We start from the raw sequence: 12,826 nt of genomic DNA, 5'->3' as shown, positions 1-12,826 counted from the left end.
TACCGTGGGTGGACGGCCCGCGGGTGAACAGTGAGCCGCGTCACAGCATGACAGGCGCCGCCGACACTCAGCGGAAGGTGTTGCACTGGGCCATGTCGCCCGTGCGGTAGCCCTGGTAGAACCACTGCTGGCGCTGCTCGGCCGAGCCGTGCGTCCAGGACTCCGGGGTCACCCGGCCCTGGAACTTCTCCTGGATCCGGTCGTCGCCGACCGCGGCCGCCGCGTCCAGGCCGTCCTTGATGTCCTGGTCGGTGAGGCTCGTGATCAGGGGCTTGCCCGTGGACTCGTCCGGGGTCTTCGTCGCGTTGTGGGCCCAGACGCCGGCGTAGCAGTCGGCCTGGAGCTCGACCCGTACCGCGTTGCTGTTCGCGCCCTGCCGGCCGTCCTGGGCCTTCTGCAGGGTGCCGGTCAGGTTCTGGATGTGGTGGCCGTACTCGTGGGCCACCACGTACGCCTGGGCGAAGGGGCCGCCGCTCGCGCCGAACTTGGTGCGGAGCTCGTTGAAGAAGCCCAGGTCCAGGTAGACCTGCCGGTCGCCGGGGCAGTAGAAGGGGCCGACCGCCGAGGTGGCCGCCCCGCAGGCGGTGCCCACCTTGCCGGTGAAGAACACCGTCTGCGCCGGGGTGTACTGGGCGCCGCGCCGGGCGAACTCCTGCTTCCAGAAGTCCTGGGTGCTGTTGATCACCGCCACCAGCCGGCAGTCCTCCCGGGCGTTCGCGTCCGCGCCGGTCTTGCAGCTCTGCTGCACCTGGGCGGCGGAGGAGGAGGTCGCCGCGGGTTCCGGACTTCCGTCGGACAGGCCCAGCTGCTCCGGGCCCACCCCGAACAGCAGCCCCATGATCAGCGCGATGAGACCGATGATGCCGCCGCCGACCGTGGCCCTGCCGCCCGGGATGCGGCTGCCGCGTACGTCCTTGACCTCGGAAGTGTCCAGATTGGCGTTGTCGTCGAACTGCATCCCGCACCGCCCTCCATTCCTACCAAGGGGGGTACGTGTACGCCCCTGCGGCGAGTATCAACCCGTTCATCCTCATACGCCCTGCGGCCGGGAGGCGTGTTCCCTGGGCCGAACGGGGGACGCGGCGGCGGGGGCGCGACGGCTCCCCGCGGGGGCGGGCGGGCCCGAAAGTGGTTGCGGCACCCCGGTAGAATGACTCCCATGGCAAATCTCCTCGCGGATTAGCGGCGTCGAAGCATCGCGTCCTGCCCCCCTTCCGCCGTCCCGACCCGCCCTGGAGTATTTCCGTGATCACCGCCACCGGCATCGAGCTGCGCGCCGGCGCCCGCATCCTCATCGAGAACGCCTCCTTCCGCGTCGCCAAGGGCGACCGCATCGGCCTCGTGGGCCGCAACGGAGCCGGCAAGACCACCCTCACCAAGTGCCTGGCCGGCGAGGGAACCCCGGCCGGCGGCAGCATCGCCCGCTCGGGCGAGGTCGGCTACCTCCCGCAGGACCCGCGCACCGGCGACCTCGACGTGCTGGCCAGCGACCGGATCCTGTCCGCGCGCGGCCTGGACGTGCTGCTCAAGAAGATGCGGATGAACGAGGAGCGCATCTCCTCGGGCTCCGGCGCCACCCGCGAGAAGGCCATGCGCCAGTACGAGCGCCAGGAGACCGAGTTCCTCACCAAGGGCGGGTACGCCGCCGAGTCCGAGGCCGCGACCATCTCCGCCGCCCTCGGCCTGCCCGACCGGGTCCTCGGCCAGCCGCTGCACACCCTCTCCGGTGGTCAGCGCCGCCGCGTGGAGCTCGCCCGCATCCTCTTCTCGGACGCCGACACCCTCCTCCTCGACGAGCCGACCAACCACCTCGACGCCGACTCGATCGTGTGGCTGCGCGACTACCTGAAGACCTACCGCGGCGGTTTCATCGTCATCTCCCACGACGTGGACCTGGTCGAGACGGTCGTCAACAAGGTGTTCTACCTGGACGCCAACCGCGCCCAGATCGACGTCTACAACATGGGCTGGAAGCTCTACCAGCAGCAGCGCGAGGCCGACGAGAAGCGCCGCAAGCGCGAGCGCCAGAACGCCGAGAAGAAGGCCGCGGCGCTGAACTCGCAGGCCGACAAGATGCGTGCCAAGGCCACCAAGACCGTGGCCGCCCAGAACATGGCCAAGCGGGCCGACCGCCTGCTGGCGGGCCTCGACGCCGTCCGCGTCTCCGACAAGGTCGCCAAGCTGCGCTTCCCGGACCCGGCGCCCTGCGGCAAGACCCCGCTGACCGCCGAGGGCCTGTCGAAGTCCTACGGCTCGCTGGAGATCTTCACCGACGTCGACCTGGCCATCGACAAGGGCTCCCGCGTCGTCATCCTCGGCCTCAACGGCGCCGGCAAGACCACGCTGCTGCGGCTGCTCTCGGGCACCGAGAAGCCCGACACCGGCACCGTCGTCCCCGGCCACGGCCTCAAGCTCGGCTACTACGCCCAGGAGCACGAGACCCTGGACCCGGAGCGCTCGGTCCTGGAGAACATGCGCTCCTCGGCGCCGGACCTGGACCTGGTCTCCGTACGCAAGACGCTCGGCTCCTTCCTCTTCTCCGGCGACGACGTGGACAAGCCCGCGGGCGTCCTGTCCGGCGGGGAGAAGACCCGCCTGGCCCTGGCGACGCTGGTCGTCTCCTCGGCCAACGTGCTGCTCCTCGACGAGCCCACCAACAACCTGGACCCGGCCAGCCGCGAGGAGATCCTGGGCGCCCTGCGCACGTACAAGGGCGCCGTCATCCTCGTCACCCACGACGAGGGTGCGGTCGAGGCGCTGGAGCCGGAGCGGATCATCCTGCTCCCGGACGGCGTCGAGGACCTGTGGGGTCCGGACTACCGGGACCTCGTGGCGCTCGCCTGAGGCGCTTCCGCTTCCGTGATCCTTTGCTTATGGATCATTCGGCTCAGACGTGATCCATCATCTGAGTGAGTCGGTCTCATACCGTTCCGCGCTCGGCGAAGGCCCCGGCCGCATCTCCCAGGAGATGCGGCCGGGGCCTTCCGCTTATCCGCTCCGGCCCCTGACCTGGTGATTCATACCGGGCGAGCGGAAATGTGACGGAGGTCATGCAGCGGAAGAGAAGATTCCGTTCTGCTCGTGTGTCCACGCCCGAAGAAATGACGCCCTACCACCTTGCCGAATGGGTGGCCAGGAAGCCGGGGAGGGGTGATCATGAGAAGTCAGAGCGCACTTCCCATGAGGAGGCACGGGTGGCCGAAACTCTGAAGAAGGGCAGCCGGGTAACCGGCGTCGCGCGCGACAAGCTCGCGGCAGACCTGAAGAAGCAGTACGACTCCGGTGCGAGTATCCGGGCGCTGGCCGAATCGACCGGCCGGTCCTACGGATTCGTCCATCGGATGCTCAGTGAGTCCGGAGTCACGCTGCGTGGTCGCGGAGGCGCGACGCGCGGCAAGAAGGCGGCTACGGCCTGACCATTTGGTTCCCCTTGGTTCCAACGGTTTTCCGTAATCAGCTTCACGGTTCCAGTTCCACCGTCCTTCGGTGACCCCCCGGTCGGCTCCATGGCCGGCTGGGTGGTTACTGTGCAGTCACTTAGGCCGAGATCACGGCCGAACGACGGCACGACACCGGAGGCACACAGATGGCTCTGCTCGACAAGGACGGCGTACGGCTCACCGTCGACGACACGGTCGCCACGGTGACACTGACCAATCCAGCCAAGCGAAACGCTCAATCCCCCGCGCTCTGGCGGGCGTTGACGGAGGCTGGACGGTCGTTGCCGGGCACCGTCCGGGTCGTCGTGCTGCGCGGCGAAGGGCAGTCCTTCTCCGCAGGGCTCGACCGGCAGGCCTTCACCCCCGAAGGCTTCGAGGGCGAGCCGTCCTTCCTCGACCTGGCGCGCGGTTCGGAGGAACTGCTCGACTCCACTATCGCCGAGTACCAGGAGGCGTTCACCTGGTGGCGGCGCAACGACATCATCTCCGTCGCCGCCGTCCAGGGGCACGCGATCGGTGCCGGTTTTCAGCTTGCCCTCGCGTGCGATCTGCGCGTCGTCGCGGACGACGTGCAGTTCGCCATGCGCGAGACCGGACTGGGTCTGGTGCCCGACCTCGGCGGCACCCAGCCGCTGACCTCGGCGGTCGGCTACGCCCGCGCGCTCGAGATCTGCGCGACGGGCCGCTTCGTCCATGCCGAGGAGGCCGAGCGGATCGGCCTCGCGAACCTGGTCGTCCCCGCGGGCGAGCTCGACGCGGCCGTCCAGGACCTCACCACCGCGCTGCTGGCTCCGCCGCGGGACGCGGTGACCGAGACGAAGGCCCTGCTGCGCGGTGCGGTATCGCGCCCGTACGAGGACCAGCGCGCCGCCGAGCGCGCAGCCCAGGCCCGCCGCCTCCGCGATCTGGCCGGCCTGTCCGACTGACGGCGGGCGGCGCCCCACTTCCGAGCCCACCGGCATCGGGAGCGAACCGGGCGAGGCGAGGCCCGCCTGCACGTCACCCCCCGCCGGGCGCGACGGGTGACGTGCAGGCGGCCGGGCCGCGAGGGCGGGCGGCTCAGAACCCGTGCCGGGAGCCGCCGTCCACCGGGAGCATGACGCCGGTCAGGTAGGAAGCCGCCGGGGACAGCAGGAACGCCGCCGAGCGGCCGAACTCCTCCGGGGTGCCGTACCGCCGGAGCGGGATCCCGGCCTCGTTGCGGGTCCGGGCGAGGTCCGCGTCCCCGGACAGGGCGTCGAGCTCGCGGACCCGGTCGGTGTCGATGCGGGCGGGCAGCAGGCCGACCACCCGGATGCCGCGCGGGCCCAGCTCCACGGAGAGGGACTTGGCGAAGCCGGCCAGGCCGGGGCGCAGGCCGTTGGAGATGGTGAGGCCCGGGATCGGTTCGTGCACGGAGCCCGACAGCACGAAGCCGATGACCCCGCCGTCGGAGAGCTCGGCGGCGGCCGCCCGGGCGAGGCGGACCGCGCCGAGGAAGACCGACTCGAAGGCGGCCGTCCACTGTGCGTCGGTGTTGTCGGCCGCCGAACCGGGCGCCGGTCCACCGACGCTGATGAGGATGCCGTCGAGACGGCCGAAGTGTTCCCGGGCCGCGGCGACGAGCCGGGCGGCGGAGCCGGGGTCGGAGTTGTCGGCGGCCACGCCGACCGCGTTCGGGCCCAGCGCCTTGGCCGCGGCCTCGGCGCGCGCCGCGTCCCGGCCGGTCAGCACCACCTTCGCGCCGTCGGCCGTCAGCTCGCGGGCGGATGCGTAGCCGAGGCCCCTGGTGGCGCCGGTGACTACGTAGACACGGTCCTTCAGTCCAAGATCCATGCCGACACGCTACGCGGTCGCCACCGGCTCCCGCTCGGAAGCGGCGGTCCCGGCGGCTGCCGCCGCCTCGCGGTCGCGCTTCTCGCGCCGTACGAGCACGATCCAGCCCACCGGCACCGCGAAGGTGAACAGCCACCACTGGATGGCGTAGGCCATGTGCGGCCCGATCGAGTCGTGGTCGGGCTCGGCGACCGCCTCGGGCCTGCCGTCGGCCGGGACGGGGGCGGTGAGTTCCAGGTAGCCGCCGAGGACGGGCTTGCCCAGGTACTCGGCCTGCTGCTTGCTGTTGATCAGCATCACCTGGCGGTCCGGCAGGCCCTTGCGGTCCTTGATGCCGCTGCCGCCGCTGGTCTCGTCGGCCTTCAGCCGCCCGGTGACCGTGACCTCGCCGGTGGGCGGGGCCGGCACCGGCGGGTAGGCGCGCGGGTCGTCGCCGCCCGCGACCCAGCCGCGGTTGACGAGCACGACCCGGCCGTCGGCCAGGACCAGCGGGGTGAGGACGTGGAAGCCGACCTTGTCGTCGTTGTCGGTGCGCATGCGCACCACGACCTCGTGCGCGGAGTCGTACGTACCGGTGGCGGTCACGGCCCGCCAGTAGTCGGAGCGCGGGACCACGTGGCCGGGGGAGGTGACCTCGGTCATGGGGACCGGCTTCGCCCGCAGGTTCGCGTCGATCAGCTGGTTCTGCGCGACCCGGTGCTCATGGCGGTGGAACTGCCAGAACCCCAGCTTGATCATCGCGGGGATCACGGCGAGGCCGATGAGGGTGAGGCACACCCACTGCCGGGTCAGTACAAAGCGGTACACGCCCACGACGGTACCCCCAGGGCCGAGGACCCCGGCGGCCGGGTGGCCGTCCGGGGTCGTGGCGGAGGTGGAGGGGAGGGGAGCGGACGGGATTCAGACGCGGTCGGTGATGCCCACCTTCCCCTCAGCGCGGGCGCAGTGCCCTCCGCAGAACCACTGTCCCTCGACCTCGACGCCCTGCCCGATGATCTGGACCCGGCAGTGCTCGCAGATGGGCGCCATGCGGTGAATGGCGCAGGAGAAGCAGTCGAAGACGTGCACAGCACCCTGTGCATGGACTTCGAAGGACATGCCGTAATCGTTCCCGCAGACTTCGCAACGTGCCATGCGCGGCATGCTGCGCAGGGCGGACCGCCGGAACAAGATCCACCGGGGTGAGTCGCCGCGCGTGCACCCGGCCGGCCCAACGCGCGGTCCGGCGGCCGGCCCACGACCTGCCCACGACCTGCCCACGGCCGGGCCGGGGGGCGGCCCGAGCGGCGGCCCCGGACCTCGTCGGCGTCAGTCCTGCGCCGGAGCCACGTCCCGCAGCAGCTGGGTGAAGGCCGCCTCGTCGACGACGGGGGTCCCGAAGGACTTCGCCTTCACCGTCTTGGACGTCGAGGATTCCGGGTCGTTCGTCACGAGCAGGCTCGTCAGCCGGGACAGGCTCGTCGCCACGTGCAGGCCGGCCTCCACGGCGCGGTCCTCCAGCAGCTCCCGGTCCACCGAGGTGTCGCCGGAGAAGGCGATCCGCATGCCCTGCTTGAGCGGGGTGCCGTCCGTCCACCGCCCCGGGTTCGGGTACGGGCACGGCGGCCGCTTGCGCGAGGGCCGCCAGCTCGACCCGGCGCTCCCGCCGCCTCCTGCGTACGAGGCCTGGTACCCGACGCGCGGGGCGGCGGGGGTGTCCGACCACTCCGTCAGCGGCCGGCATTCCAGCAGCGGCAGCCGTACGTTGTCCCGCGCGGCCGCGTGCAGGGACGGGCGGAACGCCTCCGCGAGGACGCGGGCGTCGTCGAGCGCGTGGTGGGCGCGTTGCTGGACCACCCCGAAGTGCGCGGCGAGCGACTCCAGCTTGTGGTTGGGCAGCGGGAGGTTCAGTTCCTTCGACAGGGCGATGGTGCACAGCCGCTGACGCACCGGCGGGGTGGTCTCGGCCCGCGCGTACTCGCGGGCGATCATCTGCCAGTCGAAGATCGCGTTGTGCGCGACCAGCACCCGGTCGGCGAGCCGGCCCGCGAACTCCTCGGCGATGTCCTTGAAGAGCGGCGCGTCCTGGAGCATGTCGCTGGTCAGGCCGTGGATCCACACGGGACCGGGGTCCCGGAGCGGGTTGACCAGCGTGTACCAGTGGTCCTCGACGTTGCCCTGAGCGTCGAGCCGGTAGACGGCGGCGGAGATTATCCGGTCGTCGCGAGCGAGCCCGGTGGTCTCCACGTCGACGACCGCGTACCCCTGTGGGTACGCGGTCGGCCACATCGTCTCTGCGGTCGTACGGTCGGCGAGCATGGTCACAGAGGATATCGGCCCGCGCCGACACTCGAAGCCCTACGGCCTTTCAGCCCGGCTCAGCCCAGCTCGGCCACGAGGTCCCCGGCCGTCACCCGGGCGAAGGACCCGGGTACTTCGGCAGGTCCGGGGAAGAGCCGGTAAGCCGTCCCCGAACCCCCTTCGGGGGCCACGCTCGCGCAGGTCAGCGCCAGGAACGCGCGCTTCCCGGCGGCCAGTTCGGCGGCGTCCGCGTCCGCGTCCGCGGGGGCCCGGCGCTCCTCGGGCGGCTCCAGGGCGCCGATCCGGGCGGCGAAGGCGGCCGCGCTCTCGCCGTCCGCGGCCCGGTAGAGCCACACCTCGTCGGAGACCGAACTCTCAGCGGCCCGCCGGATCACCGCCACCTCCCGGGTACGGGCCGCGGCCCGCCACACGGTGAGGTCCCACAGGGTGGTGCGGGTGCCCGAGCCGAAGTGGGCGCAGACGTCCTCCGCGGCGGCGGCGAGCCGTTCGCCGCCGGAGGCACCGACGCTCTGGAAGGAGCCCGAAGGCGGCAGGTGGACGTCCGCCCACAGGGCCCGCCGGGCGCGCAGGTCCACCACCATCGGCAGGTAGGCCTTGGATTCGCCCGCCAGGTCGAAGCGCTGGCGCACGGACCTCGGATCGTACGAGGCGTCGCGCGGCCCGTCCGCCGGCAGGGCCATGAAGCCCGCGAAGGCGTCCGGCAGCTCCTCGAACGGCACGTTGTTGAAGCTGAACACCAGGGGCACCGCGTACGCGTCCCCGTGCGCGGCCAGCTTCGCCAGGTCCAGGTCCACGTACTCGGTGGCCCCGGCCGGGGCGGGCGCCGAGGTCAGGTCGCCGGAGTGCACGGCGGCGTCCTGCGGCCCGTGCCGCAGCCGCGTGTAGTCGCACTGCCCGGTGAACCGCCAGTCGGCGTCGAAGAAGGCGACGGACAGGTCCAGGTCGGTGCGCCGGCCGTCAGGCTCCGTCCAGTGCAGGAACAGCCGCAGGACCTCGCCCGCGGGCAGGCTCTGGGTGCTGCCCCGCGGCACCGCGACCAGGGTCCTGGCCGCATCGTGTTCCGCGAAGGGGACGGCCAGGTCCGCGAGTGCGGAATCGAGCACCGCGAGCCCGTACGGCTCCTCGCCGGGCCGGGCGAACCGGCGCAGCACCTCCGCCTCCAGGAGCCCCGCGACCTCCCGGACCAGCGGTTCCGGCAGCGGCGGCCGGTCCTCCGCCACCGACAGGGCTCGGGTGACCTCGCCGCGCGGGAAGAACACCCGGCGGGCACCGCGCCGCTCCTCGGCGCGCACGCGCAGCGCCCCGAAGGCGGAGAGCAGCGGGCCGGGGCCCACCGAGGGCAGCCCGCGCTCCAGCGCCCGCACGAGCTCCGGGACGGGACGGTCGCCGGTGTGCAGGCGCAGCAGGTGGTCCAGGCGCCGGACGAGTTCGCCGGGGCGCTGCCCGGCCAGCGCCGCGGCGGCCCCGGGGGCTCCGTCGGCCAGGGCCCGTTCCAGGCGTCCGCCCCAGGACGCGGGGCGGATCAGGTCCGCTTCCACGCGCACGGCGTCCGGATGCGCGGCGGCGGTCTCCCGCAGGGCCGCGCCCAGGGTTCCGTCGAGCCGGGTCCCGCGCAGGACGGCGAAGGCCAGTGCGGCCCGCGGATGACGGGCGTGCCGTTCGAAGGGGTGCAGGGTCTCGGCGGCCCGCTTCCATGCGGTGGGATGGCGCAGCAGGTCCTCGACGAGGAAGGGGACCGGCAACGCGTCGAGCAGGGAGAGGAGTTCGCGGCGCAGCGGCCGGCTGAGGGAGACGAACGGGGGCAGGGGCAGCAGCCCGGGATTGCCCCCGGACGCCACGGCGAGCAGCCGCAGTACGTCCGTCGCCGTGGTCAGCCACTCGGCGAGCAGCGGCCGTACGAAGTCCCGGGCGCCGGGACACGTGAGCAGGGTGGCCAGCACCAGCGCCTTGGTCTCCCGTACGGGGATCTCGTCCGGGAGTTCCCCGCGCGCCGCCGGGGTCAGCGGCAGCAGGGTGACCAGGTCCTGGCGGTCCTGCGGGGACAGGGGGGTCGCGCGGGCGAGCAGCGCCGCCACGACCGGGGTGGCGTCCGCAGCCGGGCTGGTGCCGCGCCGCAGCAGCCGGAGCGGGCCCGGGTGTGCGGGCTTGGCCGCGCCGACGGCCCGTACGGGGCGCAGGAACGGATCGGCGGGATCGAGCCGCCGGTGGCACAGCGGGCAGCCCGCGTAGTCGGCGCCGTCCCAGCAGAGCCGGCACACCAGGTGGGCGCAGGGGGACACGGGGAAGACGGTGCGCTGCTCGCCGCAGAGCACGCACGGGTGGTCGGCCTGCTGGAGGAGGTGCGCGAAGACCCGGTCCACGTAGAGCCGTTCGGTGTCGCGCGGGGCGACCACCGGTGTCGCCGGGAAGCGGCGGAAGAGCGGGGTGTGGGTCCGGTCGGCGCCGAGCAGGTCGTCGACCAGGGCGAGGATGCGGACGTGGGAGGCGGCCAGCTCCTCGGGGGGCAGTGCGGCCAGGGCCCCGTAGAGCTCCGGGTGCAGGGTGTGGCCGCGTCCCAGGAGTTCGGTTTCGAGGCGGCGCAGGGCGGGCCCGGCGGAGCCGCCGGGCGGGGCGGGCGGACCGGCGACGTAGCAGGTCTGAAGGCGGCGCAGCAGGACGGATTCTGCGGTTGCTATGGGTGTTCCCCTCCGTGAACGTGCAGAACGGGGGCGGGGAGTGGGCGCGCGGGGTCGTCGGAGGAAGGGTGAGAAGGATGCGCGCCGGGGAGCCGCCCCCGTGTCCACGGATCCCATCACGGGGCCGCCGCCGGGCGCAAAGGAATTACCCGCCCGGTGTCAGCAGGGCCCGCACCAGGGCCCTCAGGGTCAGTTGGAACAGCCGCTCCGGATCCACCGGCCGGGCCAGCGCACGGGCCAGCGCCGGGTCGTGCGGGGCGTCGGCCGGGTCCCAGAGCTCGCTCTCGGCGGGGGACTGGGCGGGGGAGCGTTCGCGGTTGCGCTCGACCAGGACGAAGCCGATGATCTGGAACTGGATCGCGCGCACCGCGTCCGCGGCCCGGGCCCCGCGCAGACCCGCCGCGTGCACCTCGTGGACCAGGGCCTGCTGGGCGGGCAGGAACATCCTTTCGGTGAGGCCGCGTTCGTGGACCATCGCGATCAGGTGCGGGCGCTCGCGCAGCTCGCGGCGCAGGATCCGGGCGACCGAGAGGATGCGGTCGCCCGGGTTGCGGCCGGCCGGCCGGATGGCACCCACCTCTTCCACGGTCCGCTCCACGAGGGCGTCGAGCAGTGATTCGCGGTTGCCGACGTGCCAGTAGATGGAGGTCACGGCGGTGCCCAGCTCGGCGGCGAGCTTGCGCATGGTGAGGGCGGCCGGGCCGTGCTGCTTGACCAGGGACGCGGCGGCGTCCAGTACCTCCGCGCGGGTCAGCGTGGTTCTGGTCATCGTGTCCGTCCCAACTTTCTGTCGATCCGTCAGATCGGTTACGTGCACGGGTCTTTACCCTTCATCGGCAGCGGTGTAACTGTGTTACAGAACCAGCTGCGTCAGAACCGACCGAGTCCTGGACGAAGGATGGTGCGATAGATGGCACGCGTACGGTACGGAGCGCGCACCGAGGCCGAGATCGCCGCCTCGCGCGAGAAGAGTTCCAAGCTCCCCGACATCTGGTCCACCGGCGTGGTGGCCGTCTGGGAGACCGACCCGGACGTGGTGGCGGCGGTCCTCCCGCCGCCCCTGAAGCCCACCGAACGGCCGCTCGTGCGGGCCAACATCAGCAAGGTGGACCTGCCCGGCTACCCGCTCGGCGCCGGCTCGGTGGCGGTCGCCGCCCAGCACGACGGGGTCGAGGGCTGGTACCCGCTGGTCATGCCGATGAGCATGGAGCGCGCCCTGATCGGAGGCCGCGAGGTCTTCGGCGAGCCGAAGAAGCTCGGCGAGATCACCGTCGAGCGCGAGGGCCTGGTCGTCCGGGCCTCCCTGGCCCGGCACGGGATCGCCTTCGTGGAGGTGCGCGGGGCGGTGGACCGCGAGCTGCCGCTGCCCGAGCCCACCGTGAAGACCGACTTCTACTTCAAGTTCCTGCCCGCGGTGGACGGTTCGGGCTTCGACGCCGATCCGGTGCTGGTGCACTGCACCCGCAACGAGAAGGTCCGCAAGCTGGAGCACATCACCGGCGACGTGGTGCTCCGCGAGTCGATGTTCGACCCGATCGCCGACCTCCCCGTACGCCGCCTCGTCGAGCTCACCATCGGCGAGAAGACCACCGACCAGCGGGGCAGGGTCGTCGAGCGGGTCAGCGCCCAGGCCCTGCTGCCGTACATCCACCAGCGCTACGACGACCCCATGCAGATCCTCGACGGACCGCCCGAGGGGAGCGTCTGATGCGGCTCGAACCCGGGCAGGTGGCCGTGGTCACCGGAGCCGCCAGCGGCATCGGCCTCGCGATGGCCCGCCGCTTCGCCGCCGAGGGGCTGAAGGTGGTCCTCGCCGACGTCGAGGAGGGCGCCCTGCGCAAGGCCGCCGACGAACTCGCCGCCGACGGCGCCGAGGTGCTCGCCCGACGCGTCGACGTCAGCGACCGCGACTCCGTGATCTCGCTGGCCGACGCCGCGTATGAGACCTTCGGCGCCGTGCACGTGCTCTGCAACAACGCCGGCGTCGGCTCCGGCGCCGAGGGCCGCATGTGGGAGCACGAGCCCAACGACTGGAAATGGGCCTTCTCCGTCAACGTCTGGGGCGTCTTCCACGGCATCCAGGCCTTCGTCCCCCGCATGATCGCGGCCGGCGGCCCCGGCCACATCGTCAACACCTCCTCCGGCGACGGCGGCATCGCCCCCCTGCCCACCGCCTCGGTCTACGCGGTCACCAAGGCGGCCGTGGTCACCATGACCGAGTCGCTCTACGCCCACCTCAAGGCGGAGGGCGCGCAGATCGGCGCCTCCGTGCTCTTCCCCGGGCCGCACATGCTGCGCACCGGGCTGTGGGAGTCGCACCGCAACCGGCCCGACCGGTACGCCAAGGAGCGCCCGCGCAAGTCCCCGTACCGCAGCCTCGACCAGTACGAGGCCGCCATGAAGCAGGCCGGCCACGAGGTGAACTTCACCCCGGTGGAGGACGTCGCCGACCACGTCGTGGACGGCATCCGCGCCGACCGCTTCTGGATGCTGCCCGACAGCGAGCACAGCGACCGGCAGATCCGCGCCCGGTCGCAGTCGATGCTCGACCGCGCCAACCCCGCCTACCTGGAAAGCTTCATCCTCGACTGAGGA

12 protein-coding genes are annotated in these 12,826 nt (G+C 72.2%); 5 read left to right on the top strand and 7 right to left on the bottom strand.

The features are described 5' to 3' along the window. Window positions 1-67 precede the first annotated feature (67 nt). Window positions 68-958: a neutral zinc metallopeptidase gene (locus ACIA8F_RS06225; protein WP_399377059.1), complete on the bottom strand. Its 891-nt coding sequence runs from the start codon at window positions 956-958 to the stop codon at window positions 68-70. A 287-nt stretch (window positions 959-1,245) separates the two neighbouring features. Here ACIA8F_RS06225 and ACIA8F_RS06220 point away from each other — a divergent pair, with 287 nt between their 5' ends. The 3 genes from ACIA8F_RS06220 (at window position 1,246) to ACIA8F_RS06210 (ending at window position 4,366) form a co-directional block, all read left to right on the top strand. Further along, entirely contained in the window at window positions 1,246-2,844 is a 1,599-nt protein-coding gene (locus ACIA8F_RS06220; protein WP_399377057.1) for an ABC-F family ATP-binding cassette domain-containing protein, read from the top strand. Between the two features lie 350 nt (window positions 2,845-3,194). After that, window positions 3,195-3,416, top strand: coding sequence for a helix-turn-helix domain-containing protein (locus ACIA8F_RS06215; protein ID WP_327307398.1), 222 nt, complete (start codon window positions 3,195-3,197; stop codon window positions 3,414-3,416). Between the two features lie 170 nt (window positions 3,417-3,586). Next, window positions 3,587-4,366 carry an enoyl-CoA hydratase/isomerase family protein gene (locus ACIA8F_RS06210; protein ID WP_399377056.1) on the top strand — a complete coding sequence of 260 codons (780 nt, stop codon included), beginning with the start codon at window positions 3,587-3,589 and terminating at the stop codon, window positions 4,364-4,366. A 133-nt stretch (window positions 4,367-4,499) separates the two neighbouring features. On the opposite strand, the gene ACIA8F_RS06205 is transcribed toward ACIA8F_RS06210, so the two are convergent. From ACIA8F_RS06205 to ACIA8F_RS06180, 6 genes are all read right to left on the bottom strand, one after another. Continuing rightward, window positions 4,500-5,255, bottom strand: a complete 756-nt coding sequence (locus ACIA8F_RS06205) for an SDR family oxidoreductase (RefSeq protein ID WP_399377055.1) — start codon at window positions 5,253-5,255, stop codon at window positions 4,500-4,502. A 9-nt stretch (window positions 5,256-5,264) separates the two neighbouring features. Continuing rightward, a complete protein-coding gene (locus ACIA8F_RS06200; protein ID WP_399377054.1) occupies window positions 5,265-6,062 on the bottom strand; it encodes an SURF1 family protein in 798 nt (265 codons plus the stop codon). A 93-nt stretch (window positions 6,063-6,155) separates the two neighbouring features. Beyond that, on the bottom strand, window positions 6,156-6,389 hold the full coding sequence (locus ACIA8F_RS06195) for a hypothetical protein (RefSeq protein ID WP_112453882.1): 234 nt from the start codon (window positions 6,387-6,389) through the stop codon (window positions 6,156-6,158). A gap of 174 nt (window positions 6,390-6,563) precedes the next feature. Then, on the bottom strand, window positions 6,564-7,553 hold the full coding sequence (locus ACIA8F_RS06190) for a DEDDh family exonuclease (protein WP_399377051.1): 990 nt from the start codon (window positions 7,551-7,553) through the stop codon (window positions 6,564-6,566). A 59-nt stretch (window positions 7,554-7,612) separates the two neighbouring features. Beyond that, a complete protein-coding gene (locus ACIA8F_RS06185) occupies window positions 7,613-10,231 on the bottom strand; it encodes an MXAN_6230/SCO0854 family RING domain-containing protein (RefSeq protein ID WP_399377337.1) in 2,619 nt (872 codons plus the stop codon). Between the two features lie 145 nt (window positions 10,232-10,376). After that, complete coding sequence (locus ACIA8F_RS06180; RefSeq protein WP_399377050.1) at window positions 10,377-11,000, bottom strand: TetR/AcrR family transcriptional regulator; 624 nt, start codon at window positions 10,998-11,000, stop codon at window positions 10,377-10,379. A 141-nt stretch (window positions 11,001-11,141) separates the two neighbouring features. On the opposite strand from ACIA8F_RS06180, the gene ACIA8F_RS06175 reads away from it, so the two are divergent. Together ACIA8F_RS06175 and ACIA8F_RS06170 are read left to right on the top strand one after the other, a co-directional pair. Next, a complete protein-coding gene (locus tag ACIA8F_RS06175) occupies window positions 11,142-11,939 on the top strand; it encodes an acetoacetate decarboxylase family protein (protein ID WP_399377049.1) in 798 nt (265 codons plus the stop codon). Continuing rightward, window positions 11,939-12,823: an SDR family NAD(P)-dependent oxidoreductase gene (locus tag ACIA8F_RS06170; protein WP_399377047.1), complete on the top strand. Its 885-nt coding sequence runs from the start codon at window positions 11,939-11,941 to the stop codon at window positions 12,821-12,823. Before ACIA8F_RS06175 ends, ACIA8F_RS06170 begins: the two co-directional genes overlap by 1 nt. The last annotated feature ends 3 nt before the right edge of the window (window positions 12,824-12,826 follow it).

Origin of the sequence: Streptomyces sp. NPDC051563, assembly GCF_044454225.1 — a bacterium.
In the GTDB taxonomy this organism is placed as follows: domain Bacteria; phylum Actinomycetota; class Actinomycetes; order Streptomycetales; family Streptomycetaceae; genus Streptomyces.
The sequence above is the reverse complement of the archived record's forward strand: the minus strand, read 5'-3'. Positions and strand labels throughout refer to the sequence as shown.

Coding starts and splice junctions, on each gene's coding strand:
- ACIA8F_RS06195 (WP_112453882.1), bottom strand. CDS start 6,389: ATGGCACGTTGCGAAGTCTGCGGGAACGATTACGGCATGTCCTTCGAA.
- ACIA8F_RS06175 (WP_399377049.1), top strand. CDS start 11,142: ATGGCACGCGTACGGTACGGAGCGCGCACCGAGGCCGAGATCGCCGCC.
- ACIA8F_RS06205 (WP_399377055.1), bottom strand. CDS start 5,255: ATGGATCTTGGACTGAAGGACCGTGTCTACGTAGTCACCGGCGCCACC.
- ACIA8F_RS06190 (WP_399377051.1), bottom strand. CDS start 7,553: ATGCTCGCCGACCGTACGACCGCAGAGACGATGTGGCCGACCGCGTAC.
- ACIA8F_RS06210 (WP_399377056.1), top strand. CDS start 3,587: ATGGCTCTGCTCGACAAGGACGGCGTACGGCTCACCGTCGACGACACG.
- ACIA8F_RS06180 (WP_399377050.1), bottom strand. CDS start 11,000: ATGACCAGAACCACGCTGACCCGCGCGGAGGTACTGGACGCCGCCGCG.
- ACIA8F_RS06225 (WP_399377059.1), bottom strand. CDS start 958: ATGCAGTTCGACGACAACGCCAATCTGGACACTTCCGAGGTCAAGGAC.
- ACIA8F_RS06170 (WP_399377047.1), top strand. CDS start 11,939: ATGCGGCTCGAACCCGGGCAGGTGGCCGTGGTCACCGGAGCCGCCAGC.